Genomic DNA, 26,966 nt, shown 5'->3' on the forward strand with positions numbered 1-26,966 from the left:
GGTCGGGTCCGCTGCGCGGAGCTGTTCCCCAGCCCGCCCCTTCCCGAAACCGGGGCCTGCGGCCCCGGCCCCCGCCGGGTGCCCGGGCTTCGCCCGGCACGCCGTTCCGGGCGCTGCGCGCCCGGTGCGCTCCAAACGCCGCGCGGGCTGGATCTGCCGTCCGGCGCCCGGCCTGCGGCTGCGGCTGCGAGGGAGTCGACGTCTGCGGCCCCGGGCCGGGATGTGGCGCCGTCGGCCCGCCTACGCTTGATGTCGGAAAACCGCCAGCCCCTCCCCCCGCCCCCCGCGATCCTGGATCCATGTACACCGACACCGAGCGCTGCGTCAGGGCCGTGCAGTCGAAGGACGCCCGGTTCGACGGGTGGTTCTTCACCGCCGTGCGGACGACCCGGATCTACTGCCGGCCCAGCTGCCCCGCCGTGCCGCCGAAGGTCGAGAACATGACCTTCCTGCCCAGCGCCGCCGCCTGCCAGCAGGCCGGGTACCGGGCCTGCAAGAGGTGCCGGCCCGACACCTCCCCCGGCTCCCCCGAGTGGAACGCCCGCGCCGACGCCGTCGCCCGCGCCATGCGCCTCATCCAGGACGGCGTCGTGGACCGCGAGGGCGTGCCCGGTCTCGCGGCCCGCCTCGGCTACTCCACCCGCCAGGTCGAGCGACAGCTCAACGCCGAGCTGGGCGCCGGACCCCTCGCGCTCGCCCGGGCGCAGCGCGCCCAGACCGCGCGGCTGCTGATCGAGACCTCCGAGCTCCCCATGGGGGACGTGGCGTTCGCCTCCGGCTTCTCCTCCATCCGCACCTTCAACGAGACCGTCCGCGAGGTCTTCGCCCTCGCCCCCGGCGAGCTGCGGGCCCGAGCCGCCCGGGCCGCCCGGGCGAAGCGGCAGGAGCCGCGCATCCCCGGCACGATCAGCCTGCGCCTGCCGTACCGGGCCCCGCTCAACCCGGACAACCTCTTCGGCCACCTCGCCGCGACCGCAGTTCCCGGCGTCGAGGAGTGGCGCGCCGGCGCCTACCGCCGGACCCTGCGCCTGCCCTACGGCACCGGCGTCGTCGCCCTCACCCCGCAGCCCGACCACATCGGCTGCCAGCTGGCCCTGACCGACCTGCGCGACCTGACGATCGCCATCAGCCGCTGCCGCTGGCTGCTGGACCTCGACGCCGACCCGGAGGCGGTCGACGAGCAGCTGCGCACCGACCCGCTGCTGGCGCCGCTGGTGGACAAGGCCCCGGGGCGCCGGGTCCCGCGGACCGTCGACGCGGCGGAGTTCGCCGTACGGGCGGTGCTGGGCCAACAGGTGTCCACCGCGGCGGCGCGTACGCACGCGGCCCGTCTGGTGACGGCGTACGGCGAGCCGGTCGCGGACCCCGACCCCGCCGGGGGGCTCACCCACCTGTTCCCCTCCCCGCAGGCCCTGGCCGCACTGGACCCGGAGGCCCTGGCCCTGCCGCGCAGCCGGCGCACCACGCTGACCACGCTCGTCGCCGCCCTGGCGGACGGCTCGCTCCCGCTGGGCGTCGACAGCGACTGGGAGGCGGCCCGCGCCCGGCTGGCCGCCCTGCCCGGATTCGGCCCCTGGACCACCGAGGTGATCGCGATGCGGGCGCTCGGCGACCCGGACGCCTTCCTGCCGTCCGACCTCGGGCTGCGGCGCGCCGCGAAGGAGCTCGGGCTGCCGTCCACGCCGGCCGCGCTGACCGCCCGGGCGGCCGCCTGGCGGCCCTGGCGGGCGTACGCCGTGCAGTACCTGTGGGCCACCGACGACCACGCCATCAACCACCTCCCCGCCTGAGGAGCAGACGCGCCATGACCACCACGACCACCACCGCCAGGACGCACGCCGTCGTCGAGAGCCCGTACGGGCCGCTGACCCTGGTCTCCACGGACGGCGTCCTCAGCGGCCTGTACATGAGCGGGCAGCGGCACCGGCCGGCCGAGGAGACGTTCGGGGAGCGGGTCACCGCCGACGAGGGCCCGTTCCCGGAGGTGGTGCGCCAGCTGACCGCCTACTTCGCCGGGGAGCGGACCGGGTTCGACCTCCCGTTGCGCCTGGAGGGCACCGCGTTCCAGCGCAGCGTGTGGGACCAGCTCGTACGGATCCCGTACGGTCAGACCTGGTCGTACGGGGAGCTGGCGGCCCGGCTCGGCAAGCCGAACGCCTCGCGGGCGGTCGGCCTGGCCAACGGCCGCAACCCGATCGGCATCATCGTCCCCTGCCACCGCGTGATCGGCGCCTCGGGCAGCATGACGGGCTACGGCGGCGGCGTCGACCGCAAGGTCCGCCTCCTGGCCTTCGAGTCCGGCAAGGAGCCCGCCGTCGGGGCCCCGGAGGCCCTGTTCTGAGCTGCCGGCTCTGAGCTGCCGAGTCTGAGCTGCCGGCCCAGGTCAGATGACGGCCAGCGGCACCAGCAGGGCGAAGGCGGCGCCCGCCTCGACCGCGTAGCTGTAGAGCGAGGGGTGCTGGACGGGGGCCGCGAGGAGGACGACGCTCTGCTGCGCGGCGGCGGCCGCCACCCACTCGGCGTCGGCGCCGAGGTTGCCCTGGTACCACCCCTCGCACGGGCCGGGGCCGGAGACGGCGAGGAGGTCGTCCTCGCGGCGGTAGAGCGCCTGCCAGCCCTCGGCGGGCGCGGACCAGCCGTCGAAGTCGGTGAACCGGGCCCAGCCGCCGTCGCGTATGGCGGTGTCGAACAGCCACACCGGCGTTCCGTCGGCGGTGACTTCGCCGCCGTCCTGCCGGTCGGTGGTGAAGTGGACCATGGGCAGGGCGTCGGGCCCGTCGGCCGTGCTGGGCCAGGCGTACATCGTGATCATCAGCTGATTGTGTCCTGCGTGAGGTAAGCCCGGTGTCACGACGCAGCCGGGCGGCGGCCGTTCTCCAGTTCCACGGTTCCCTCGCCGGACTCCAGCACCCGGCAGGCCTCCCGGGTGCGCAGGCCGAGCGATCCGAGGAGGTACTCGCCGAGTTCGGCGGGCTCGACCAGCTTCCAGGACAGGAGTTCCTCCTCCTGGAGCCGGATCGCGGCGAGCTGCGCCTCGTCGAGCACGCCCCCGTCGAAGAGGTAGGCGACCAGCGGCGGACGGCCCGGGCCGAGGGTCCAGTCGACGGCGAGCAGGCGGCCGAGCGGCAGGTCGAGGCCGATCTCCTCGGCGCTCTCCCGGCGGGCGGCGGCGCGCGGCGACTCGCCCGCGTCGGACTCGATGGTCCCGCCCGGCAGGGCCCAGCCTTCGCGGTAGTTGGGCTCGACGAGCAGCACCCGGCCCCGCGCGTCCCGGTAGAGCGCGGCCGCCCCGGCGAGCACCCGGGGCAGGCTCGCGATGTAGGTGGCGTAGTCATCCGTGGCAGTCACCCGCCCACCCTATCCACACCCGCCGCGGAGCGATCACGTCCACCGGGGCCTCCACGCGGAGCGTTATGCAGGTACATGTCCCGCTTTAGGGGTATCGCGGACGGCATGTGACCCAGGCCACCCATGGGCATAGGAGGATCCTCCGGATAGGCTCATGGCGGCGCGACTGCACTGTTCGATAGCAAGGGATAGCAAGGTGACGGACGGAGCAGTAACTGAGGCCGCGCGCGTGCTCATCGCCGCGGACAAATTCAAGGGCTCGCTCACGGCCGTTCAGGTCGCCGAGCGGGTGACGGCCGGTCTTCGCAAGGCCGTACCGGGCGTGGAGGTAGAGACCCTCCCCGTCGCGGACGGCGGCGACGGTACGGTCGCGGCCGCCGTGGCGGCCGGGTTCGAACGCCGGGAGGTACGGGTCACCGGACCGCTCGGCGAGCAGGTCACGGCCGCTTTCGCCCTGCGCGACGGCACCGCCGTGGTGGAGATGGCGGAGGCGTCGGGGCTGCAGCTGCTGCCGAAGGGCGTCTTCGCCGCGCTGACGGCGACGACGTACGGCTCGGGCGAGGTGCTGAAGGCCGCCCTGGACGCCGGGGCGCGCACCATCGTCTTCGGTGTGGGCGGCAGCGCCACCACCGACGGCGGCGCGGGCATGCTGGCCGCGCTGGGCGCGGTGTTCCTGGACGCGAACGGCGAACCGGTCGGTCCGGGCGGCGGCGCGCTGGCCCAGCTGGCCTCCGCGGACCTGTCCGGGGTCGACCCCCGCTTCGCCGAGGTCGACTTCGTGCTGGCCAGCGACGTGGACAACCCGCTGACCGGCCCCAAGGGCTGCGCGGCGGTGTACGGCCCGCAGAAGGGCGCGTCGCCGGAGGACGTGGCGACGCTGGACGCGGCGCTGGCGCACTACGCGCTGGTGCTGGAGAAGGCCATCGGCCCGAAGGCCACCGAGCTGGCGGCCTCGCCCGGCGCGGGCGGCGCGGGCGGCATCGGCTACGGTGCGCTGCTGCTCGGCGCGAGCTTCCGGCCCGGCATCGAGCTGATGCTGGAGGTGCTCGGCTTCGCCCCGGCGCTGGAGCGGGCGACCCTGGTGATCACCGGTGAGGGCTCGCTGGACGAGCAGACCCTGCACGGCAAGGCCCCGGCGGGCGTCGCGGCGGCGGCGCGGGCCGCGGGCAAGGAGGTCGTGGCGGTCTGCGGCCGGCTCCTGCTGGAGCAGTCGGCCCTGCAGGCGGCCGGCATCCGCCGCGCCTACCCGCTGACGGAGATCGAGCCGGACCCGGCGGTGTGCATCGCGAACGCGGGCCCGCTGCTGGAGCAGGTCGCGGCCAACATCGCCGCCGACGTGCTCTGAGCGAGGCCGTACAGCGAGGTCGTACGCGAGGTCGTACGGAGAAGGCGTACAGCGGCGCGGCCCGGTGCTGCGCTCCCTGCCGGGGAGCGTGCGCCGGGCCTCGCCGGTTGGCCCTCCTCACGCCGGGACCGGGGCCGCCGCGGCGCTCAGGAGCTGGCCCGTGGTGACCACGCGGGCGAAGCGGCCGCCCTGGAGGTTCACGGCGGTGGCCGCGGCGAGCTGGTCGGCGCTCAGGCGCAGCCCGGCCGGCCCGGACAGGTCGAAGGTGTGGGTCGCATCGAGCGGTACGAGGACGTCGTAGCCCAGGTTCCCGCCCATCCGGGCGGTGGTCTCGACGCACATGTTGGTCTGGATCCCGGCCACCACCAGCTGGCGGATCCCCTGCGCGGCGAGCCAGTCGGCCAGGTCCGGCGTGCCGTAGAAGGCGGAGTTCACCGTCTTGGTGACCAGCAGCGCCGCACGGTCCGCCCGCTCGGCGACGGCGTCCTTGAAGGCGTGGCCCGGGTGGTCCGGGGCCAGGACCGAGCCGGGGCGCGAGGCGTGCTGGACGAGCACGACCGGGCGGCCGGTCGCCTGCCAGGCGTCCATCAGGGCGGTGATGTTCCGCTCGGCGCCCGGGTTGTTGCGCGGGCCCCAGAAGGCGGTGTCGTCGAAGCCCTTCTGTACGTCGATGACCAGCAGCGCGGCATCGGCGGCGATCTCGATCCCCTCGTGGGGCACCGGGTTCGCGGCGGGAGTCGCGGCGGTGTTCGCGGCCGGGGTCGCCGCGGTGTTCTGCAGGGAGTTCGTGGAGTTCTTCATGACTCCATGCTGGTCGGCGCGGTGCCCGCAAGACAGCGGCTCCCCTGCCGGGTATCGATGGGATCCTGCCACCCTGGCAGCATCGCCTCGGCGGCAGTGGCAGCATGGGCCGCATGCAACGCGTCGCCGTCCTCGTCCAACCCGGCATCCGCAGCTTCGACCTCGCCGTGATCACCGAGGTCTGGGGCCCGCACCGCAGCGGCCTCGGCGTCCCCCGCTTCGAGCTGCGCCGCTGCGCCGTGGACACCGAGCCCATCGCCCTGCCGGGCGGGCTGACCCTGGCCCCCGACCGGCGGCTCGACTGGGTCGCCACGGCCGACCTCGTCGTCGTGCCGGCGCTGGCCGAGCCGACCGACCCCACCCCCGAGCCGGTCCTCGCCGCGCTGCGGGAGGCGCACGCCCGCGGGGTGCCGGTCGCCGCGCTGTGCGCCGGGGCGTTCATCCTCGCGGAGGCGGGGCTGCTGGCGGGCCGCCGGGCCGTGACCCACTGGTGGCTGGCCCCGCAGCTCGCCGAGCGCCACCCGGAGGTCCTGGTGGAGGACGCCCCGCTGTACGTGGAGGACGGCGGGCTGTGGACCTCCGCCGGGGTGGCCTCCGGGATCGACCTGTGCCTGCACCTGGTCCGGCAGGCCCACGGCTCGGAGGCCGCGGCGGCCATCGCCCGGTCGATGGTGACCGGCCCGTTCCGCACCGGCGACCACGCCCAGTACCTCGACCGGCCCACTCCGGCCGCGGATCGCACCGCCGAGGCGCTGGCCGCCGTACGGGAGCGGGCGCTGCGGCAGCTGCACGAGCCGCTGCCGGTGGCACGGCTGGCCCGCTGGGCCGGGATGTCGCCGCGCTCCTTCGCCCGCCACTTCGCGGCGGCGACCGGCACCACCCCGCACCGCTGGCTGCTCGGCCACCGCATCGACGAGGCGCGCCGGCTGCTGGAGCGCACCGACCATCCGGTGCCGGAGGTGGCCCGGCGGGCGGGCTTCGCCAGCGAGGTCACCTTCCGCCAGCACTTCACCGCCCAGGTGGGGATGAGCCCGCGCGCCTACCGCGCTGTGACCACGGCCGCACCGGCAGCCACGCGCGAATCCCCGTAGCAGTGTTAGAAATGGCTCATGACCGGACGTTTTGGTCGACCCAGGGGATCGCCGCCCCGGCAGCCGACCCGGCTGGGCGCGGAACCGCACGCGCGCTTCTCCCTGGGTGCGCACAGCGTCGCCGGTCAGGTCTTCGCGCTCCAGGCGGTGATCGTGCTGGTGCTGATCACCGCCGCCGCGCTGGCCCTCGTCTTCCAGGCCCGCCACGACAGCGAACGCAACGCGCGCGACCGCTCCCTGGCCGCGGCGGAGGCCTTCGCGCACGCTCCCGGGCTGCCGGCGGCCCTGAAGTCGGCCGACCCGACGGCCGAGCTCCAGCCCCTGGCCGACGCCGCACGCCTGGCCTCCGGTGTGGACTTCATCGCGGTGATGACCCGCGACGGGGTCCGGTACACCGATTCGCGGCCGGACCTGATCGGCCGGCGGGCCACCGGCGACCTCTCGCGCGCCGTGGCCGGGCACCCCTTCACCGAGGTGTTCCGGGGCCAGCCCAGCGACGCGGTCCGCGCCGTGGTGCCGGTACGGGACGCGGACGGGAACGTCGTCGGCCTGGTCGGCACCGGAATAGAGATCACCAACATCTCGGGGGTCGTCGAGGGCCAGCTCCCCCTGCTGCTGGGCGCCGCCGCGGGTGCACTGCTGCTCGGTACGGGCGGGGCGGCCCTGGTCAGCGGGCGGCTGCGGCGCCAGACGCGGGGGCTGGGCGCGGCCGAGATGGCCCGGATGAACGAGCACCACGAGGCGGTCCTGCACGCGGTGCGCGAGGGCGTGATGATCATCAGCGCCGACCACCGGCTGCTGCTCGCCAACGACGAGGCGCGCCGGCTGCTGGACCTGCCGCCCGATGCCGAGCAGCGCCACGTCACCGAGCTCGGGCTGGATGCGAACACCACCTCGCTGCTGCTCTCCGGGCGGGTCGCGACGGACGAGGTGCACCTGGCGGGCGACCGGCTGCTGGCGGTGAACGTGCGCCCCACCGAGCCCTACCGGGGGCGCCCGACGGGCAGTGTGATGACCTTGCGCGACTCCACCGAGCTGGCCGCGCTCTCGGGCCGCGCCGAGGTGGCCCGCGAGCGGCTTCAGCTGCTGTACGACGCGGGGGTGCGGATCGGGACCACCCTGGACGTGGTGCGCACGGCGGAGGAGCTGTCGGAGGTGGCGGTCCCCCGGTTCGCGGACTTCGTCACGGTGGAGCTGCTGGAGGAGGTGCTGCACGGGGAGGAGCCGGAGCTCGCCGCCGGCCTGTACACCGAGATGCGGCGGGCGGCGATGACCGGGATCCGCACCGACCAGCCCCTGCAGCCGGTCGGGGACGTCATCCGCTTCGAGGTGCCGACGGCTCCGATGGCGACGGCGCTGGACGAGGGGCGGGCGGTGCTCGCCGCCGACCTGCACGCCGCGCAGGGGTGGCGGGCGCAGGACGAGGAGGGCACCCGCCAGGCCCTCGGGTACGGGCTGCACTCGCTGATCTCGGTGCCGCTGCAGGCCCGCGGCGTGGTGCTGGGGATGGCCAACTTCTGGCGGGCGGCCGAGACGCCGGAGGCGTTCGACGAGGAGGACCTGTCGTTCGCGGAGGAGCTGGGGGCGCGGGCGGCGGTGTCCATCGACAACGCCCGGCGCTACACGCGGGAGCACGCGACGGCGGTCACGCTGCAGCGCAGCCTGCTGCCGCGGGTGCTGCCCGCCCAGAGCGCGGTGGACGTGGCGTTCCGGTACCTGCCGGCGAAGGCGGGGGTGGGCGGGGACTGGTTCGACGTGATCCCGCTGGCGGGGGCGCGGGTCGCGCTGATCGTGGGGGACGTCGTGGGGCACGGGGTGCACGCGGCGGCGACGATGGGCCGGCTGCGGACCGCCGTGCACAACTTCTCGACGCTGGACATGGCGCCCGACGAGCTGCTGGGGCACCTGGACGAGCTGATCGGCCGGATCGACCAGAACGAGTCCGGGGCCTTCCCGGACGGGGAGGACGCGGCGTCCGGCGAGCCGGCCGGCCTCACCGGCGCGACCTGCCTGTACGCGGTGTACGACCCGGTGTCGGGGCGCTGCACGATCGCCAGCGCCGGGCACCCCGGGCCCGCGCTGGTCGAGCCGGACGGGCGGGTGGAGTTCCCGGAGATGCCGGTCGGGCTGCCGCTCGGGGTGGGCGGCATGCCGTTCGAGTCGGTGGAGCTGCGGCTGCCGGAGGCGAGCCGGCTGGTGCTGTTCACCGACGGGCTGCTGGAGGACCGGGACCGGGACTTCGACACCGGGCTGGGCATGCTGGCCGAAACGCTGGCGCGGCCGGGCCGCAGCCCCGAGCAGGCCTGTTCGGACGTGCTGGCCGCGCTGCTGTTCCCCTCGCCGAGCGACGACATCGCACTGCTGATCGCCGACACGCGGCGGCTGGAGGCCGACCGGATCGCCGAGTGGGAGGTGCCCTCCGATCCGGCGGCGGTCTCCCGGGTCCGGGGCGCGAGCTCGGCGCAGCTGGCCGCGTGGGGGCTGGAGGACATCGCGTTCACCGCGGAGCTGATCCTGAGCGAACTCGTCACGAACGCCATCCGGTACGGGGGCGCGCCGATCCGGGTACGGATGCTGCGGGACCGGAACCTGATCTGCGAGGTCTCCGACGCCAGCAGCACCTCCCCGCACCTGCGGTACGCGGCCACCACCGACGAGGGCGGCCGCGGCCTGTTCCTGGTGGCCCAGTACGCGGACCGCTGGGGCACGCGCTACACCGAGCGGGGCAAGGTCATCTGGGCGGAACTCCCGCTAACCGCCGGCCCGGAGCCCACCCTCCCCGAACCCGACCTGGACGCGCTGGAGGACCTGGCCTGGTGACCCGGCCGCCCCCGACCGGCCGGCCGCGGGCGGCCGGTCAGGCCCGGCCCGGCCGGCGGGGTGTCGTACGGGCGAGCAGCAGGGCCACGTCGTCCTGCGGGGCCGGGGGCAGCAGCCGGGACAGGATGCCGTCGCACAGGGTCTCCAGCGGCTGGGCGGGGTCGCGCAGGACCCGGCCGAGCTCGGCCATGCCCTGGTCGAGGTCGCGGTCGCGGGCCTCGATCAGGCCGTCGGTGTAGAGGACGAGCAGGCTGCCGGGGGCGAGTTGCAGCCGCTCGGTGCGGAACTCGCGGCCGCCCGTGCCCAGCGGGGTGCCGGGCGGCCCGTCGAGGAAGGTGACGGTGCCGCGGGCGGTGGCCACGGCCGGCGGGGGGTGGCCGGCGCGGGCGATGACGCAGCCGCCCGACGCGGGGTCGTGGACGGCGTACACGCAGGTGGCCATCTCGTCCTCGCCGAGGTCGGCCACGACCGCGTCCAGGGAGCGCAGCAGCCGGCCGGGGGGCACGCCGTGCCGGGCGAGGGTGCGTACGGCGGTGCGCAGTTGGCCCATGACGGCCGCGGCGTGGATGCCGTGGCCCATGACGTCCCCGATGACGAGGCCGGTGCGGCCGCCGGGGAGCTGGATGACGTCGTACCAGTCGCCGCCGACGTCGTGGGCGCTGGCGGGCAGGTAGCGGCCGGTCAGTTCCAGGCCGGTGACGAGGGGCAGGTCGCTGTTGCTGAGGCTGCGCTGCAGGGTGAGGGCGGCCCGCCGCTGGTTGGTGTACATGCGGGCGTTGTCGATGTTCAGGGCGGCGCGGGCGACGACCTCGTCGACCAGGATGCAGTCCTGTTCGTCGAAGGGTTCTCGTTCGGCCAGCCGGGTGACGGTGACCGCGCCGAGGACGGTGCCGCGGGCCATGAGCGGGATCAGCCGGGCCGAGCCGAGGGTGGAGAGGTAGGCGCGCAGCGGCTCGGCGCGCGGGTCGGAGATCAGGGCGGGGATGTCGGCTCGGTACAGGTTCATGGGCCGGCCGGCGGCGATGACCTGCTCGTACACGGTTCCGGCGGGGATCCGGAAGGTCTGGCCGGGCAGCAGTCTGGCGGTGGGGGCGTCCGGGTCGGGGAAGACGGCGGCGAGGCGGCGCAGCAGGCCGCGGTGGGAGGCGGCGGAGTCGTCCGGGGCGAGGACGGCTTCGAGCAGCTGGACGTCGGCGGAGTCGGCGAGCTGCGGCACGAGGACCTGGGTGATCTCCTCGGCGGTCTGGCGCAGGTCGAGGGTGGTGCCGATCCGGGTGCCGGCCTCGGCGAGCACGGCGAAGCGGCGGCGGGCCCGTTCGGCCTCGATCTGGGCCTGCTGGCCCTCGGTGATGTCGATGAGGGACGCGATGAGGCCCAGGGCCCGGCCGGAGCCGTCGAGGAGGGGGGCGTAGGAGCAGGACCAGGTGTGCTCGCGGCCGGGGTCTGCGGGGGTGCGGCCGGTGCGGCGGACGTCGAGGACGGCGGTGCCGCGGTCCAGGACCTGCTGCATGGTCGCCTCCAGGGCGGCGGCGTTGACTCCGGGGACGACCTCGGTGAGGCGTTTGCCGAGGTGGTCGGCGGCGCTGACGCCGTTCATCCGGGCGAGGGCGTCGTTGACGCGCAGAAAGCGCAGGTCGGGGCCGAGGGTGGCGAGCCCGATGGGCGACTGGGTGAACAGGCTCTGCAGGGCGGCGAGGGAGTCCCGCATGCGCAGGACCTCGGAGGTCTCCACCGCGATGAGCATGGCCCCGGTGCGGCCCTGGGGGTCGGCGGCGGGGACGATCCACATCTCCATGGTGATGCGGTGGCCGTCGCGGTGGCGGACGGGCAGGGTGCCGACGACCGTCTCGCCGGCCTGGACGCGGCGGGTCAGCTGGTCGGCGAGGCCGTGGTTGGTCTCGGGGACGAGGACGGCGGTGCCGGGGCGGCCGAGGATGTCCTCGGGGCGGTGGCCCAGCAGGTCCTGGGCGGCCAGGGACCATTCGACGATGCGGCCGTCGGCGTCCTCCCGCCAGAGGGCGATCGGCAGGAGCTCGCGGAGCACGCCCGCGTACCCGACAGCCGCGGCCGGCTGGTCCGGGACCTCGCTCGTCGACTGGAAAGCGTCCACCGCACCGACCTCACCCCGGGGGGTCTGATTCCTACCGATTCACCCTATCCGAGCGATCGGCGAGGGGCTCCGTGCCGGGCTCGGGGTCACCCGCGGTACCGCCCGCGGGTACAGCCAGGGCAGGACGAAGGTCACCCAGAAGAGGACGACGTAGAGCATCAGTGCACCCCACCAGCCGCTGTCGAGCGCGGGGCGGCCGAACTGGACGAGCGCGGCCCAGCCGCCGGCGGCCAGGGCCGCCGCCGGGAACAGCAGCCAGCGGTCGGTGCCCGCGTCCAGCACGGCCGCGGCGGCGAGGGCGAAGGCCGCGCCGATGACCACCGACCGCCAGCAGGGGCCGAGGTCCGGGGTGGTGTGGCCGCGCAGCAGCCACAGGGCCAGCGGCGGCACGGCGAGGGACGCGAGCGCCGCGTACCGGAGCCAGGGCGGCCGCAGCCGCCCCGTACCCGCCGCGAGGGCGGCCATGGCGTACAGGCAGACCGGGACGTGGCCCGGCAGGGAGGACCACTGGCCGGTGCAGAAGGCGATGCCCGTCCACATCAGCGCGGCGGCGGCCAGGGCCGGCCAGGGCGCCAGGACGGCGAACAGGAACGGCAGGTACACCAGCGGTTTCAGCACCCCGAGGGCGCCCTGTACGAGCCGGGCACCGCCCCTGCCGGAGGGCTGGAGCGCCGGCCAGGCCAGCAGGCCCGCGCGCAGGGCCGCCCGGCGCGGGTCCCGCTGCCGCACCAGCCCCGACACCTCCTCGGCGCCGATGGCGCGCAGCGCCCGTACTGCGTCGTCGAAGGCCTCCGGTGCGAGCGGGGCCGGGACGGGCGGAGCGGGCGGCGGCCGGTTGCCGCCGCGCGGGCCCCGGGCGTGGAGCTCGGCGATGAGCGGCAGCTCCTCGGCGAGGACCTCGCGCTGGCGCAGCTCGGTGAGGACGGCCCGGACCCGGTCGAAGGGCGCGACGGAATCGCCCTGCGCCACGACGTGCGCGGCCCAGGCCTCGACGAAGGGCTCACCGAGTCCGGTGGCCTCGGCCACGGCCCCGGCGAGCGCCGTGGGGTCCTGGATGGAGCCGAACGCGCGCTGGAGGCGCTCGTCGGTGGCGACGACGGAGACGAGGGAGGCGGCCCCGTCGAGGCGGCCCCAGGTCCAGTCGCTCATCCGCCAGCGGGCGCTGAGGAACGCGGCGAAGTTGTTGAGCTGGTTGCCGCTGAGCTTGGCGCGGACCAGCGCCTTCGGGGAGTTGCGGTCCACCCCCGGCAGGACGGTGTCGGTGGCCCAGCTGGTGTTCGCCGCCGAGACGGTGTGGAAGGCGATGTCCGCGGCCTCGGCGAGCGGGTTGGGGCGCAGCGGGCCGAGCAGCACCTCGGCCCGGGCCAGGGCGTCGGCCATGGGCAGCGTGCCCTGGGAAGCGGCCTCGTGGAGGGCCTCGAAGCCGGCGATCCCGGCGGGGAGCCGCGTGCCGACGTCCTCGCCGAGTTCGGCGAGCCGCAGCCACAGCTGTGCGTACGCGGCCTCGGGCGCCACCGGGGCGGGCGGGGGCGGCGGCGCCCCGCCGGTGGCCGCCTGGGCGAGGTTGACCGCCCAGGTCTCCCACTGCCGCGGGTCCGCGCCCGGCGGCGGCAGCGCCGGCATCAGCGCCGCCAGCCGGCGGGTGGCCGCGACGTACGGGCCGGCGGCGTCCTCGGGCAGGATGCCCAGGGCCAGGGCGTCGCGGTACGCAGCCAGCAGCAGGCGGTCCCGGGCGGCGATGAGGACGGCGACGGCGAACCGGAAGGCGTGCAGCCGCCGGCGCAGCTCCTCGGCGACCGGCCCGGCGGCCTCGCCCCCGGCATGCTGCTCCGCCCCGTCCCGTCCGGCCTCCCAGGCCCGCACCCAGTCCAGGAGCAGCCGGACCGTGCGGGCCAGCGGCAGCGGGGAGCATCCCGGCTCGGGCAGCGCGCCGCCCCCGTCGGGGAGCACCAGGGCGGCCGGGGCCGCGCGCAGCCGCCGGAACAGCGTGACGGAGCCCTCGCCGGTCTCGTCCAGCGGCTCCAGCGGGCCCGGGCCGGCCGGCAGCGGCAGCGCGTCCGGGCCGGTCACGTCCGCCGGGTCCTCCAGCAGCCGGATCAGCCGGGTGGCCTCGGCGCCGCCGACCGTCCTCGCGTACATCCCCAGCCGGCTGGGGACCATGCCCTCCAGGGCGTCGAGGGTCAGCGGCAGCGCCCCCGTGGCGCTCTGCCGCTGCTGGGCCGCGGCGTCCGCGGCCTGCAGGGCGAGGGCGTCGTCGCGCAGGGACTCCGACCCGGCCTTGACGGCGAGGGACTGCACGGCCGTCCGCACGAGCCGGGTCACGCGCCGCTTCGCCTGCGGCGGTGCGGGGGGCGGCGGGAACGGCGGCACGGGCTGCAGGAACAGCAGCCACCGGTCGGCCTTGCGGGTCACCGGGGCCCCGGCGATGGCCCGTACGGCCCAGGCGACGGGGATGTTGTCCAGCAGGCCGCCGTCCATGAGCTCGACGCAGCCGTCCGAGTTCCCGTCCGGGTAGCCGGTCTCGCTGCTGACGCCCCGCATGTCCACCCGGAGCGGGTCGGTGAGGCTCTGGGCGCCGGTGGCGACGTACACCTGGCCGGGCTCGAAGGCGCCGGGGAAGGAGGACGTGGTGCGGGCGGCGTAGGCCAGACGGGTGAGGGCCGCGTCGCGGGCCGCACCCGTGACGTCGTCGGGGAAGTCGGTGAGCGCCCCGCGGTGGCGGAAGCGGAAGTAGGCGTCGGAGCGCCCGACGAGCTGCGGCCGGCCGAGCCGGGGGCGCACCCAGTCGCGGCGGGGCCGCAGCCGGGTCGCGGTCAGGATCAGCCGCAGCGAGGCGGGCGGGCGCCAGGCGGGCGGCGCCTGGTTGACGAGGTCCCCGAGGCAGGAGCGCAGCTCCTTGTAGAAGACCTCGTCGCCGCGCATCAGCGAGGCCGGTACGTGGAAGGGGGTCGAGCGGCGCAGCAGTCCTTCGAGGTCGCCCAGGCGCAGCCACAGGTTGCGCACGCCGTCGCCGAAGGGCATCCCGTACACGAGGTGGCAGGCCATCAGCACGCCGTTGAGCCCTCCGGCGCTGGTGCCGACCAGGACGTCGACGTCGACCCGCTCGTAGCCGCAGGCCGCCAGCAGGCCCTGGTAGACGTCGCGCTCCGGGGTGGGCTCGGGCCCGTACTCCGGTGCCTCGCCCGCCGGCGCCTCATCCGTGGCCGCCTCGCCCGTCGGGGCCTCGTCCGCCGGCCGCTCCCCCGTCGGCGCCTCGCCCGCCGGCGCGCCGCCCGCGGGCGCTCCGCCCGCCGGTGCCGCGTCCGCGGTGGGCGCCGGCGGGCGCGGCGCCGCCGACCGCAGCGCCGCCGTCTCGCAACAGGCCCCGCCCATCCACACGGCGAGGCTGACGCCGCCCCGCATCGCGAGGGCCAGGCGCAGCTCCGTGCCGAGCCCGCCCTGTGGGTCGTCGCTCATGCCCCCAGCTTGGCCCGGGATCAGGCGTGTCGCACCCGGGCGGCGAGGACCTCGCGGGACCGGGTTGCGGTGCGGCAGAAGTCGCGTATGAGGGATGAGAGTTCACGGCCCGGCTCCACGCCGAGCTCCCGTTTGACGAGGTCGCGGTAGGTGTCGTAGGTGCGCATGGCCTCGATGAGGTTCCCTTCTGCCAAGTGGGCCCGGATCAGGGCCCGCTGGGCGCTCTCGCGCAGCGGCTCGGCGCTGACCGCGACGAGCGCGGACTCCACCGCCTCGGCGTACCGTCCGACGCGCGCCAGTTCGCGGCTGAGGGCTTCCAGGGCGTGCAGCAGGCGCTGGCGGACCCGCTCGCGCTCCAGCAGCACCCAGTCGTCGTACCAGCCGGGCAGCAGGTCCAGGGCGTCGGCGCGCCACTTCAGCGCCGAGAGGTCCTGGGTGGTGGCGGTGCCGTTGATGAGCCGGCCGGCCCAGCCGTACAGCACGTACAGGTCGACCACCGTGTGCTCGCGGACGGCGAGCGAGCACTTGTCGGAGTCGAGCAGGTCGATGCCGGCGGCCTTCAGCCGCCACAGTGCGGACCGCAGGTTCCCGGCCGCCCTCAGATCGTCTCCGGAGGGCCACAGCGTGCCCGCGGCGTGCCGCCGTTCGACGCGGCCGCCGTTCAGCGCGACGAACGCGAGCAGCCGCTTGCCTCCCTCCGGGACGTCCAGCCATCTCCCCCGGTGGACGACGCGCGGGCCGCCGAGGAGATGGAGGGTCGGCGCCTCACCCTCACCCTCACCCGCACCCGGCCCGGGAACCCGGACCGGCGACTCGAGGAACTGCTGGTTCATAGGCGGTCCTCCTCAGAGAAGTCCGACCGCTCACTCTATGCGCAATGCGTCACCGATCAGTCACCGAGTGCTACAGTTCACCCTCTCCCGCGTCCGCTTCCGCCTTCGCTTCCGTGTGCGGTTCCGTGTCCGTTGCCGTGGACGTCCGGGCGGCGCTGCCCGGGCTGTGGCAGGAGCGGCGCCTGCTGCGGACGAACGCGACCCAGTCGGCGGCCTGTTCGCCCGCGTCGTCGACGGGCAGCAGGACGTCCACGGCGGCGGGCCGGTCCAGCCTGATCCGGTCCCGGTTGCGGGCCTCCTCGACGGCGCCGGCGACGTCCGCCAGGCCGCACCGGCAGTAGGTCAGGTCCGCGTACGGGCCGAGCAGGGTCCGGACCCGGTCCAGCGGGCTGCGCGGCCCGTCCTGCGGGCTGCGCCGGTCCTCCTGCGGGGCCGGCGGCAGCGGCAGGTAGCCGGCCGGCGGGAGCTCCACCAGGCCCAGGTCCGCCAGGGAGTACGGGCCCTGCGGCGCGGCCGGGGTGATCAGGGCGCCCTCGCCGAGGTCCGCGACGATCCGGGCCACCTCGCGGCCCAGCTGGTCCTTGGTGTGGGACTTCAGGAACTGCGGCCCGCCGAGGAGGGCGAGCTGCTCCAGCAGCGGCCCCAGATCGCTGCGGGGCGCCTCCTGCGCGGCGAGCACCTGCGCCAGCTGGGTCTGGAACTGGAGGATCTGGGCGGTGAAGACGTCCCAGGGGCGCATGCCGAGCCGTGACTGCCAGTACCGGTAGGGCGGGGGCGCGCCGCGGTCGCGGCGGGCGGTCCAGGTGTCCACCTCGAAGGTGTCGGCCGTGCCGGGGACGCGCAGCAGCACGGCGAGGCGGACGCCCTGGGCGCGGCTCGGGCCCACGGGCGGCGGGTCCCAGTTCGCCGGGAGGGCGGGGGCGCTGCCCGAGGCGGTGCCGGTGCCGTCGCCTGGGGTGCCGTACGGCCAGGCGGAGTGCTCGGTGCGCTCGGCCCGGAAGATCCGCGAGGCGAGGTAGTTGCGGCGGGCGGCCGGGAGTTGGCCGTCCAGGCCGCGCTCGCTGTCCTCCGTCAGCCGGATCCGCACCCCCTCCGCGGTGTACGGGTGCCGGGTCGCGGCGGTCCCGGAGCAGGGGTCGTCGCAGTAACTGCCCTGGACCGGGGCCTCGCCGTAGTCCCTGGTGGCGGGCACGGCCTCGACCCACCAGAACCCGTCCGGGCCGGGGGTGAGGCCGGCGAGGGGCAGGGTGACCAGGCGTTCGGAGCGCAGCGGGCGGCCCGCGGCGGAGACGGCCAGGCCCGCGCCGACCCGCAGCGTGCCGGCCTGGACGCTGACCTCGTAGCCCTCGGCCACGCCGGGGCCGGCCGCGGCTCCCACGGCCAGGGCGAGTTCGCGGGCGTAGTCCTGGATGCGGGTGAGGTGTTCGGCGCGCAGGAAGAGGCCGTCGAAGGCGTTCAGCCGGTCGATCCCGCCGTCGGCGGTCGCCGACGGCGGTGCGGCGGTGGCGGCAGGTGCCGCGGTCGCGGGGCTCGCGGCCGCCGCGGCGGTTCCTTCGGTGGTCGTCATGCGTCGGTCCTCCCGGGGGCCGCCGGCCGCGGCAGATGGACGGTGACGACGGCGTCGTGGCCCTCGTCGAGGGTGCCCGGCGGGCCGCCGACCGGGCCCGCGAAGGGGGCGCGCGGGGCGCTGCCGTACAGGGGTTTGGGGCCGGTGCCGCGGATGCGGATGCGTACGGTCTCGTGGGCGGGCCGCTGGTCGAGGTCGACCCTGACCCGGCGGCCGTCGGCGGAGATGCCGATCTGGGCGACCTCGTCGGTGGCCCAGCCGCGCCCGCCGTCGGAGAGCGAGGTGATCTCCACGCCTTCCGGTTCGGCGCAGCCGGGGGCGAGCGGGGCGGTGACCTCGAAGGTCAGCACGGTGTGCTCGCGGCTCCAGGCGAGGGAGTCGCGGATGAGGCGCGGGCCTCCCGCGTCGGTCTCGGCAGCGACGCCGACGAGGCCGGGGGCCAGGCCGCAGACCAGCTCCTGGAGGGTGGTGGTGGGCAGGAGGGCGGTGCGGACGTCGGGGTCGACGCGGACATCCTCGACCCGTACGCAGCCGTCGTACTCGGTGAGTTCGACGGTCAGGCGGGCGAGGAGGACGGCGCCCCGCTCCTCCGGTACGGGCGCGCGCGGCGGGCAGGCGTCGCCCTCGGCACACTGCGGGGCCTGCGCGGTGGCGTCCCGGGCGGCGAGCCGGCGGAACGCGGCGAGCAGGGCCGGGGCCCGCAGGTGGGCGGGCTCCCGGGCGACCGCGGCGGCCTCCGCCAGGGCCTCCCGGCCGGCGGGATCGCCCTCGGCGGCCTCCTCCAGGCCGAGCAGGACCCGTACGCGGTGGTACGGGCGCCAGGGTTCGGGGGGCCGGGCCTGCAGGGTGATCCGGGCGGTCTCGACGTGGCGGGACCAGTCGTCGTGACGGCGGGTCACGTCGCACGGGTCGGCCAGGGCGGGGACCGGCCGGTCGGGGCAGGAGGCGAACTCGGCGGTGATCCAGGCCTCGGCGGTGCGGCGCAGCGGCGGGGCGGGCTCCGCGTCCGCGGACGCCGCCGCGCCCGTGCCGGCGCCCGCGCCCGTGCGGGGGGCCGGCCGTGCAGTGGCGTCCGGGGGGTGTTCCTCGGCCCAGTCCTTCGCCCAGCGGGCCAGGGACAGGCACCACCGGGCCTCCAGGTTCACCTCGCGGCCGAGGCCGTCCACGGCGAGCCCGGGCAGTACGGCGAGCTCGTCGCCGGTCCGGGCGAGCCCGAGGCCCCAGACCACGCCGGGGCCGTGCTGCCAGGCCTGGTGGAGCATCAGCTTGCCGCGCGGATTGCCCATCAGTACGCGGAAGTCGTCCTCGCCGAGCAGCATGCCGAACGCCACCCGCAGCGCGAGGAACGGGTGCGCGGGCAGTTCCTCCGCACCGCACGGGCCGCCGTCGCAGGGGCCGGTGGGGCTGGTGGGGCCGGTGGGCAGGTCCGGGGCGGGCGCGCCGCCGCAGCCGCAGCCGCACGGAGTGGTGCCGCCGGGCCCGCCGGTGCCGAGCGCCGTCATGGGGTCTCCTTCCGGGTACGCCTGTCGATCGCGAAGGGGGCGGCGGACGGTGTGGTCGCCGGCGCCGCGGAGCCCGGGGCCTGCGCCGCGGCCAGGGCCCGGGCGGCCCGGCCGTCCGCGCCGGGGCCGCCCGTCGCGGGTGGCTCCCCCGGGAAGGGCCGGCCCGCCTTGCCGTACTCGCGGCGCATCGCGTCGACCAGGTGGCGCTGGCGGACCGGGCCCGCCTCGTCCGCCGCCCGGAACGCCGCCCCGATCGCGGCGTTGCGGATCCAGCCGCCGGGCACGGGGTAGCACCGGGCCAGGGCCGCCGCGTCCACGTCGGGGTGGCGCACCGCGCGGGGCAGGTGCAGGTCCCACATCCGGTGCCGGCCCGCCTCCTCGGGCAGCGCGAACTCCACGACGAAGTCCATGCGGCGGATGAACGCCGCGTCGATGTTCTGCCGCAGGTTGGTGGTCAGGACGGCCAGCCCGTCGAAGCGGTCCAGCCGCTGGAGCAGGTAGGCGGTCTCCATGTTCGCGAACCGGTCGTTCGCCTCGGAGATCTCCGTACGGGTGCCGAACAGGGCGTCGGCCTCGTCCAGCAGGAACACCGCCTGGGTGCGCTCGGCCGCCTCGAAGCAGGCGGCGAGGTTCTTCTCCGTCTCGCCGATGTACTTCGACACCAGCTCGGAGCCGTCGACCACGAGCAGGTCCCGGCCCGCCTCGGTCGCGAGGACCTCCGCGGCCAGCGACTTGCCGGTGCCGGGCGGCCCGGTCAGCAGCAGCCGTACGCCGCGGGCAGCCCGGGCGGCCTCCCGCAGCCGCCAGTCGTCCAGGACCAGCGCCTGGTGGCGCAGCCGGGCCACCGCGTCGCGGAGCTGGCCGTCCGCCTCCGGGGCCAGGACCAGGCGCGGCCAGCGGGCCTGCGGGCCCACCAGGTCCACGCCCGGCGGCAGCAGGGCGCCGGCCCGGGCCCGGATGGCCCCGGAGACGTCGGGCACCGCACCGCCGTCCGGCCCGCCGGCGGGGGCCAGGGCGGCGCGGCTGCGCACGTCGAGGGCGACCTGCGCGGTCAGGGCCGGGTCCAGGGGGTGACGGGCCGCCAGTTCGGGGGCCTGGTCGGGGGCTTCGGGCAGGGCGGCCCGCCAGGCCAGGCGCCGGTCCGCCACCCCGACCGGGCCGACGGGCACGGTCAGGACCGGCCGCTGCGGGCCGGGGCGTACGGCGCCGGGCGGGGCGCAGACCAGGAGCGGGCCGGGGACGCGGCCGGCCGCGGGGGTGGCCGGGGCGGCCGCGCCGGGCGGTGGGGCGGGCACCACCAACAGCGGGACCGCGCCGCGGACGGCGGCGTGCACCCCGAGCAGGGCCAGGGCGCGGGGGTCGTCGGGGCGGGCCCGGGCGGCGAACAGGCCGAGCCCGGCGGCGTCGGCCAGGGCCGTGCAGCGGCTGAGGCCGACGGTCTCGTCGCGGGCGCCGACCAGCAGGACGCGGGGCTCGCGGGAGCGCAGGGCGGCCACGGCCCGGGCGCTCTCGGGCAGGGCGATCCAGCCGTCGAGTCCGGGTACGGGCGGGCCCGGGTCGGCCTCCTCCAGGGCGGCCGGGCGGGCGGGGCAGCCGTGCAGGGCCTCCCACAGCTGGTCGGCGAGGGTCAGGGAGCGCTCGTGGAAGGGGCCTTCGCCGGTGAGCACGAGCACGCCGGACCGTACGGCCGGGCCCTCGTGGAGCAGTCGGCGCAGCGCGGCCCGGTCCGCGGCCGGAGCCCGTACGCCACCGCGCTCGGCCAGCAGGGCGGCGAGGCCGACGCTGGGGTGCGGGGCGCCGGTGGGGCTCATGGTGCGGAACGTGCGGGCGAGTCCCTCGTGCTCCTCGGGGAGCCCGGCGAACAGGACGAGTTCGGTCTCCAGGACGCCGAGCCCGTAGCGGCGCACCAGCCGGTCGAGCGGGGTGACGGACGGCGGCGGGCCCCCGGGGCCGGGCCGGGCCAGGCGTACGGCGCTCGCGGCCCAGTCGCGCAGGAAGGCGGCGGGTTCGGCGCCCGCCTCCTCGCTGCACAGGGAGTCCAGCAGGTCGGCGACCCGCACGGCCACGGCGGCGGCGCGGGCCGACAGGGCGAGGCTGATGCGCTCAGACATACCGGAACCTCACGACCGCCCCGAGCCAGCCGACCCACCCCGGGTCGAGGTCGAGCCCGGCCCGTCGCACCGCCACGTCGGCGTCCGCACCCGCCAGCACCACCTCGATCCACCCGGGCTCGGCCAGGATCCCGCCCCGCCGCCGGGCCAGGGCGGCGACGGCGCGGTACGGGTCGACCGCGTCGGCCCCGGTCGCGTCGGCCGGGCCGGCCAGACGGGCGGCCGTGGCCTGTGCCCAGGCTTCGGCGAGGGCGTCGAGGCGGGGCCGTTCCCGCGGGGTGGGCGGGGCGGCGGACAGCAGCGGGGCGGTGCGGGCCGGGGTGAGGCCCGCCAGGGCGAGGAGGGCCGGGTCGTCGGGGCCGGCGGCGGGCACGAGGGTCCGGGCGGTGGCGTGCAGGACCCAGGGCAGCGGCCGTGCGGCGAGGGCCGCATCGTCCAGGGCCCGGTCCGGGAGCCCGGCCTCGGCCGCGGTCGCGAGGAGGAACAGCAGGCCGGCCCAGTCGGTCGGGGCGCCCTCCGCCGGGGTGGCGGTCGACAGGGGCTCGGGTGCGGGGCCGGGGCCGGGGCCGGGGTGTTCGGGCGTTGGGAGGTGGGGGGTGCGTACGGCGGGCCCCTCGGCGGGAGCGCCGCCGGCGGCGTCGTCCGCGGCGGGGCGGGACCCGGGCGGGGCGGGACCCGGGTCGCCGGGCCGCTCCGGGGCCTCCCCCGCCGGGCCCTGTCCGGCGGCGGCCGGCGGCGGGGGTCCGGGGCGGTCCGGCGCGTGCAGGGCCTCGGTGAGCAGGCGGCGCAGCCCGGGCCGGTGCAGGGCGGCGGGATCGGTTTCGGCGAGGACCAGGACGGCCCAGGCCGCGGCGGTCTCCTCGGCGGGGCGCAGCCGGCTGTCCCGCAGCAGGGCGGCGAGCCGTGAGCCGGCGAGCAGGGCGCGGGCCCGCGCCCGGGTGGCCGGGGCGGGCGGTGCCAGGTCAGCGGGACGGGGCAGTGCGTCGGTCCCGCCCCCGGCGGCGGCGAGGGCGGCGAGGCGCTGCCAGCCGTGGCGGCCCCAGGCCCGGTCCAGGGCGGCGGCCCCGCACTGATCGGCGGCGCGTACGACGGCCGCGGCGGCCTGCTGCGGGTGGCGGCCCAGGACGGCCAGGGCGGCGTCGCCGGGAGAGGTCTGCGGCGCGGGGTCCTCGGGGTGCAGCAGGCCGGTCTGCCGCCAGGCCCACAGCCGTTCGAGGCGCCCGGTGGCGAGGCCGGTGACCGCGTCGGCGAGCAGGTCGGCGTCGTGGCGGTAGTGGACGGCCGTGGCGGAGCCGCCCCCGCCCGCGGAGCTCTCGCGTACGGTGCGCTCGATCGCGGCGGCGACGGCGCGCGACCAGTCGTCGGCCAGGGCCCGGTCGGGGCGGTCCAGTTCCAAGGGCAGGGTCAGGTCGAGCCGGGCCAGGCACCAGCGGCCGGGCGGCAGGGCGAGGCCGCGCAGTGCCGACTCCAGCCGGCCGCCGAGGGCGTGGAGCAGGGGGCCGCGCAGCGGGTCCGGGGCGGGCGGCGGGCGGCCGGGCGCGTGGCGCAGGGTGGCCGAGAGCCGGCCGACGACGAGGACGGGCGCCGCGGTGGGGGCTGCGGTGGGGGCCGTGGGGGTGGTCATCCGACGCGCACCGCCCCGGCAATGGTGCTCTCGCCGACGCGGGAGCCGGCCGCGGGCACGCCGACGATCCCGTCCGCGCCCACCGCGGTGTGGCCGACGACGGCCGGGACCCAGGCCGCGCCGGGTCCGACCACGGAGGTCAGTCCGAGGTGCAGGGTGCGGCCGATGCGCATGCCGGCGCCCAGCGGGCAGATGTCGACGCGGGTGTGGGCCGGCTTGTGGGCCTCCACGATGGCGCGGACGACGTCGAGTTGGCCGGGGCTGGGTGCGGCGGGGATCAGCACGCTGAACCGGTGCGCGGTGGCGGTGTAGCCGTCCTCGCCGGGCCGGGTGCCGCCGACGGTGAACCGGCCGAGCGCCCCGGAGGTGCGGGCGGCGCCGCCGACGGCGGGGGCGCCGGGCCCGCCGGGTGCGGTGCCGAGGACGGCTCCGCCGAGTCCGCGCAGCCGCCAGTGCTCGACCACGGCCACGGGCACGGGCAGGTAGAGCCGCAGGATGCGTTCGAGGCAGGCCGCGGTGCCGCGGATGCGGAAGAGGTCGTACGCCTGGGCGACCAGGGCGCGGCGGGCGGGCACGGGCCAGCGTCGGTCCAGGGCCAGGCCGAGGAGCCCGGCGAGCCAGCCGAGGGCCTCCTGCGGCGTGGTCCGGGGGTCGAGGAGCAGGGTGCGCAGGGCGGCGCGGGAGTCCAGTTCGTGCAGGAGGCCTTCGGCGGGGGCGAGGAAGCGCTGCAGGAAGGCGGCGTCGGCCTCGTCCCGGCTCCAGGCGCGGGGCAGGGCGGCGGACAGCCGGTGCCCGGGCCGTTCCACGCGCAGGGCCCGTATGCGCGGGGTGAGGCGGAGGGTGCCGGTGAGGCGGAGCACGATCCACAGGTAGCGGCCGGGCGGGGCCTGGACGGGGACCTCGTACGTCGCGAAGCCGTCGTCGGGATCGATCTGCGTCCAGGGCAGTTCGCGTCCGGTGGGCCGGCGGAACAGCGGGGCGGGGGCGGGGAGGCGGGCGGCCCGGGCGGCGGCGGAGGGCAGGGGCGGGGTGAGGTCGGGGCGGCGTACGGTGCGCGGGCCGCGGACGGGCGGCTGCCAGGGCAGCGGGTCGGGGACGGTGTCCTCGTCGTCGGTCAGGAAGGCGGCGTTGACCTCGGTGCCGGGCGGGATGCAGGCGTCGAGGAAGAGCCGGCCCCAGCGGGTGCGGTACTCGCCGGCGTCGAGCCGGTAGCACAGGACGGTGCCGGCGGGGGTGTAGCGGGCGGCGGGGCCGGCGGTACGGCCGGTGCCGTCTGCGGTGGTGAAGGCGATGCGGCCGTCGGGGTCGACGGTGAGGGCGCCGCCGTCGTAGCCGGGGGCGCGCAGGGGTTCGATCTCGGACCAGGAGGTGCCGTCGGGGCGGAAGCGGCGGAAGGGGCGGCCGGGGCCGCGGGCGACCACGAGGGCGCCGTCAGGGGTGAGGTCGAGGTCGGTGGCTCCGTCGACGGCGAGCGGACGGGTGCCGTCGGCCCGGGCGACGACGGCGCGGCCGCCGGCGGGCCCGGTCCACAGCACGTGGAGCAGGCCGGCATGGTCGGCGATGCGGGTGGGGCGCAGGTCCTCGGCGCCGGGCGGACGGTGCAGGGCGGGGCCGCGCAGGGGGCCGCGGCGGCCCTGGAGCAGGAGGATTGCGGCGGGCCGGGTGACGAGGACGGCGACCGCGCCGCAGTGGGCGGTGACGTCGAGGGGCCGGCGGTGGGGGCGGGCCGGGGTGCGGACGGGGACGCGCCGCAGCAGCCGCTCGCCCCACAGGTCGACGACGTGGACGCAGGCGGCGCCGGATTCGGCGATGTGGAGCCGCTGTCCCGCGTCGACGGCGAGGCCGCGCGGAACACACAGGGTGCCGGGACGCGGCGGCCCGGCGGCCGGGGCGCTCGCGCCGCCGGGCGGGAGGACGTCGACGCGGCCGGCGCGGGGGTGGGAGCGGTAGGCCCGGCCCCAGCGGTCGAAGGCCAGCCCGGCGGGACCGGGGCCGGCGGCTGTGGCTCCGGCTCCGCCGCCGGCCCGGCCCTCGCCGTCGGCCTCCGGCTCCGGCTCCGGCTCCGGCTCCCAGGCGAGTTGGACGCCGCCGCCGTCGAGCAGGGCGGTGGACTCGTGGCGGCAGCGCAGCCACTGGTCGGGGTCGGCGAGCAGGGCGGTCGTGCGGTCGCCGTGCATCAGCACACCTCCGCGGGGAGCGGGACGACCACGGGGTCGCCGGGGGGCGGTGGCGGGGAGCCGTATCCGGAGCCGACGGGCAGCGGGCTGCCGGTGACGACGGTGATCGCGGTCAGGCGGGGCACTTCCCACGCTTCGAGCGGGACGAGCGGCAGCGGGGTCCAGCCCTCGCCGGAGCGCCGGGCGAGCAGGAGTTCGCCCTCCAGGTACTCCAGCCCCTCGACCTGTACGGCGACGGCTTCGAGCTCGGCGCGCCGCACGGCCCGGCCGAGCGGCCAGCCCGCGCCCTCGGGCCCGTACGGCGGGAGCGGGGCGAGGTACTGGCGCAGGATCAGCTCGGTCCAGCGGCGCACGGCGTCGGGCTGGTAGCCCTCGCGGGTCCGGATCCCGACGGAGACGGCGATGTCGACGTAGGTGGGCGGGATGACGTACAGCTCGGCGGTGACCGGCCGCCGCGGCACGAGGTACGCGGCCACCTGCCGCAGCAGCGCGAGGTCGGGCAGCGGGGCGCCCGGGTCGCGCAGGTCCTCGGCGGGGAAGACGAGCACGCTGACGACGCCGGCGGCGGGCACGGCCGGGGTGTCGGGGTGGAGCAGCGGCAGGGCCTCGGCGCGCCGTACGCCGGGGACTTCGAGGGCCAGGGCGCGGTAGTCGTCGGCGGTGACGGCCCGGTCGCGGCGGTGCACCTCGGCGGGCAGGGCGTCGAGGGCGTCGGCGAGGGAGGCCGGGTCGGCGCCGCCGGCCGCGGGGAGCGGGTTCGCGGCCTTGACGCCGGAGACCCCGGTCAGGGCGGTGACGGCGCCCGCCGGGACGTTGCCGGCGGAGCCGCCGCCGTGGCGGTAGGACAGGACGCGGATGCGCTCGCCGATCTGCGGGAGGCGGCCGCGGCCGGCGAAGCGGACGATTCCGGCGTCGGCGTCGAGGGTGTAGTGCCGGTCGAAGGGGCCGTCGGCGGCGAAGTCCTCGGCCTCGGTCCAGGGCCGCCAGCCGTCGGCCTCCTCCACTTCGAGGCGGACGCTGCCGGCGAGGACGGGGCGTTGGGTGAGGCGGTAGGCCTGTCCGGCGTCGCCGGTGCCGGTGCCGAGGAGTTCGGGGGCCGCGGTGCGGGCCTGGACGGCGCCGACCGCATTGACGCCGACCCAGCGGATGCGGTGGATGGCGTCGTTCTCGCCGGCGGGGCGGCGTACGCGCAGCCAGGCCAGGACGCGGGCGGCGGTCGCGTCGTCGTCGAGCGGCGGCGGCCGGTCGAGGCCGCCGCCGACGGGCGGCCGGGCGGGGGGCGGGTCGGGCAGGGCGGCGGGCAGGGCGACGCTGACCACGCCGGCGGTGGTGAGCCCGCGGGTGGTGTCGCCGAGCACGGCGAGCGGGGTGAACGGGGTACGGGCGGCGGGGCCGTTCCACAGCTCCCACAGGAAGCCGGGCGGTGCGGTGAGGAGTTCGCCGGCGCGCACCCGGGTCGGGTCGTGGGGGTCGCGGGCGCGCAGGTCGTAGGGGCGGGGCAGTTCCTCGTCCGGGACGATCCCGAGGAAGAGGGTCTGGCCGGGCAGTCGGCGGGGGTCGGTGGTCTTCTTGGCGAGCAGGGCGATCCACAGGCTCTGGTCGAGGGTGGTGCTGACGTCGAGGGGCGGCTGCTCGGGGTCGAGCGGGTCGGCGGGGACCCGGGTGGTGACGTGGAAGGAGAGCGGGGCGCCGGCGGCGATGCGGTCGCGGTCGGCCTTGGGGAGGGCCTGGACGATGTTCTCGCGGCGGCGGGCCTCGGTGCTCCCGGGCGGGGCGGGGGCGACGGGGGTCTTGCCGGCGGCGAGGGTCTCCAGCGGCCAGGCGACGGTCTCGTGGCCGGTTTCGAAGAAGACGGCGCCGGCACGGGCCTCGGTGCCGGGCAGCACCTGTACGCCCTCGGGGCGGTCGGTGTCCAGGACGAGGAGGGTGCGGGCGGTGAGGGCGGGGCGGGGGCGTACGCCGAGCAGCCGGAGGAAGGCGGCCTTGGTGGCGTCGGGGATCTGGTTGAAGCGGAAGAGCAGCGACTCGCCGAGGTGGGCGAAGAGTTCGAGCAGGGCGATGCCGGGATCGCCGGCGTTGTGGTCGGTCCATTCGGGGGCGTAGACCGGGATCCGTTTGACGAGTTCGTCGCGGAGCTGGGCGAAGGTGCGGTCGTCGAGGATGGGCCCGATCAGCGGCATG

The 26,966-nt window shown here is 77.0% G+C and carries 17 protein-coding genes; 5 read left to right on the forward strand and 12 right to left on the reverse strand.

Annotated elements, in window-relative coordinates; all coding sequences use genetic code 11:
• The first annotated feature begins 299 nt into the window (after positions 1-299).
• Positions 300-1,790, forward strand: a complete 1,491-nt coding sequence (locus AB0F11_RS17065; protein ID WP_362173724.1) for an AlkA N-terminal domain-containing protein — start codon at positions 300-302, stop codon at positions 1,788-1,790.
• A gap of 14 nt (positions 1,791-1,804) precedes the next feature.
• Positions 1,805-2,341: a methylated-DNA--[protein]-cysteine S-methyltransferase gene (locus tag AB0F11_RS17070; protein ID WP_362173727.1), complete on the forward strand. Its 537-nt coding sequence runs from the start codon at positions 1,805-1,807 to the stop codon at positions 2,339-2,341.
• Positions 2,342-2,383: 42 nt separating this feature from the next.
• On the opposite strand, the gene AB0F11_RS17075 is transcribed toward AB0F11_RS17070, so the two are convergent.
• Both AB0F11_RS17075 and AB0F11_RS17080 read right to left on the reverse strand, forming a co-directional pair.
• Positions 2,384-2,812 carry a hypothetical protein gene (locus AB0F11_RS17075; protein WP_362173730.1) on the reverse strand — a complete coding sequence of 143 codons (429 nt, stop codon included), beginning with the start codon at positions 2,810-2,812 and terminating at the stop codon, positions 2,384-2,386.
• Between the two features lie 35 nt (positions 2,813-2,847).
• Positions 2,848-3,348 (reverse strand): NUDIX hydrolase, encoded by a 501-nt coding sequence (locus AB0F11_RS17080; RefSeq protein ID WP_361905832.1) that lies wholly within the window; start codon positions 3,346-3,348, stop codon positions 2,848-2,850.
• Positions 3,349-3,544: 196 nt separating this feature from the next.
• Between AB0F11_RS17080 and AB0F11_RS17085 the strand changes: the two genes are divergently transcribed.
• Positions 3,545-4,693, forward strand: a complete 1,149-nt coding sequence (locus AB0F11_RS17085) for a glycerate kinase (RefSeq protein WP_362173733.1) — start codon at positions 3,545-3,547, stop codon at positions 4,691-4,693.
• 117 nt (positions 4,694-4,810) lie between these two features.
• Here the strand turns inward: AB0F11_RS17085 and AB0F11_RS17090 are convergent, their stop codons facing one another.
• A complete protein-coding gene (locus AB0F11_RS17090; RefSeq protein ID WP_362174009.1) occupies positions 4,811-5,398 on the reverse strand; it encodes a cysteine hydrolase family protein in 588 nt (195 codons plus the stop codon).
• A 200-nt stretch (positions 5,399-5,598) separates the two neighbouring features.
• Here AB0F11_RS17090 and AB0F11_RS17095 point away from each other — a divergent pair, with 200 nt between their 5' ends.
• Together AB0F11_RS17095 and AB0F11_RS17100 are read left to right on the forward strand one after the other, a co-directional pair.
• Positions 5,599-6,585 carry a helix-turn-helix domain-containing protein gene (locus AB0F11_RS17095; protein WP_362173736.1) on the forward strand — a complete coding sequence of 329 codons (987 nt, stop codon included), beginning with the start codon at positions 5,599-5,601 and terminating at the stop codon, positions 6,583-6,585.
• Positions 6,586-6,603: 18 nt separating this feature from the next.
• Entirely contained in the window at positions 6,604-9,405 is a 2,802-nt protein-coding gene (locus AB0F11_RS17100) for a SpoIIE family protein phosphatase (protein ID WP_362173739.1), read from the forward strand.
• 37 nt (positions 9,406-9,442) lie between these two features.
• Here AB0F11_RS17100 and AB0F11_RS17105 read toward each other — a convergent pair whose 3' ends face one another.
• The 9 genes from AB0F11_RS17105 to AB0F11_RS17145 all read right to left on the reverse strand — a co-directional run bounded on the left by AB0F11_RS17105 (position 9,443) and on the right by AB0F11_RS17145 (position 26,965).
• On the reverse strand, positions 9,443-11,515 hold the full coding sequence (locus AB0F11_RS17105) for a SpoIIE family protein phosphatase (RefSeq protein WP_362173742.1): 2,073 nt from the start codon (positions 11,513-11,515) through the stop codon (positions 9,443-9,445).
• Between the two features lie 39 nt (positions 11,516-11,554).
• On the reverse strand, positions 11,555-14,971 hold the full coding sequence (locus AB0F11_RS17110; RefSeq protein WP_362173744.1) for a patatin-like protein: 3,417 nt from the start codon (positions 14,969-14,971) through the stop codon (positions 11,555-11,557).
• 20 nt (positions 14,972-14,991) lie between these two features.
• The gene (locus tag AB0F11_RS17115) at positions 14,992-15,804 is read right to left on the reverse strand and encodes a BTAD domain-containing putative transcriptional regulator (RefSeq protein WP_362173747.1); all 813 of its coding nucleotides are present in this window, start codon (positions 15,802-15,804) and stop codon (positions 14,992-14,994) included.
• Between the two features lie 70 nt (positions 15,805-15,874).
• On the reverse strand, positions 15,875-17,371 hold the full coding sequence (locus AB0F11_RS17120) for a hypothetical protein (protein WP_362173749.1): 1,497 nt from the start codon (positions 17,369-17,371) through the stop codon (positions 15,875-15,877).
• Positions 17,368-18,873, reverse strand: a complete 1,506-nt coding sequence (locus tag AB0F11_RS17125; RefSeq protein WP_362173752.1) for a hypothetical protein — start codon at positions 18,871-18,873, stop codon at positions 17,368-17,370. Before AB0F11_RS17125 ends, AB0F11_RS17120 begins: the two co-directional genes overlap by 4 nt.
• Entirely contained in the window at positions 18,870-20,984 is a 2,115-nt protein-coding gene (locus tag AB0F11_RS17130) for an ATP-binding protein (protein ID WP_362173755.1), read from the reverse strand. Before AB0F11_RS17130 ends, AB0F11_RS17125 begins: the two co-directional genes overlap by 4 nt.
• Entirely contained in the window at positions 20,977-22,608 is a 1,632-nt protein-coding gene (locus AB0F11_RS17135) for a hypothetical protein (protein ID WP_362173758.1), read from the reverse strand. Before AB0F11_RS17135 ends, AB0F11_RS17130 begins: the two co-directional genes overlap by 8 nt.
• Complete coding sequence (locus AB0F11_RS17140) at positions 22,605-24,785, reverse strand: phage tail protein (protein WP_362173761.1); 2,181 nt, start codon at positions 24,783-24,785, stop codon at positions 22,605-22,607. Before AB0F11_RS17140 ends, AB0F11_RS17135 begins: the two co-directional genes overlap by 4 nt.
• Complete coding sequence (locus tag AB0F11_RS17145; protein ID WP_362173764.1) at positions 24,785-26,965, reverse strand: putative baseplate assembly protein; 2,181 nt, start codon at positions 26,963-26,965, stop codon at positions 24,785-24,787. Before AB0F11_RS17145 ends, AB0F11_RS17140 begins: the two co-directional genes overlap by 1 nt.
• Between the last annotated feature and the right edge of the window lies 1 nt (position 26,966).

Origin of the sequence: Streptomyces sp. NPDC032472, assembly GCF_040636955.1 — a bacterium.
GTDB lineage: Bacteria > Actinomycetota > Actinomycetes > Streptomycetales > Streptomycetaceae > Streptomyces.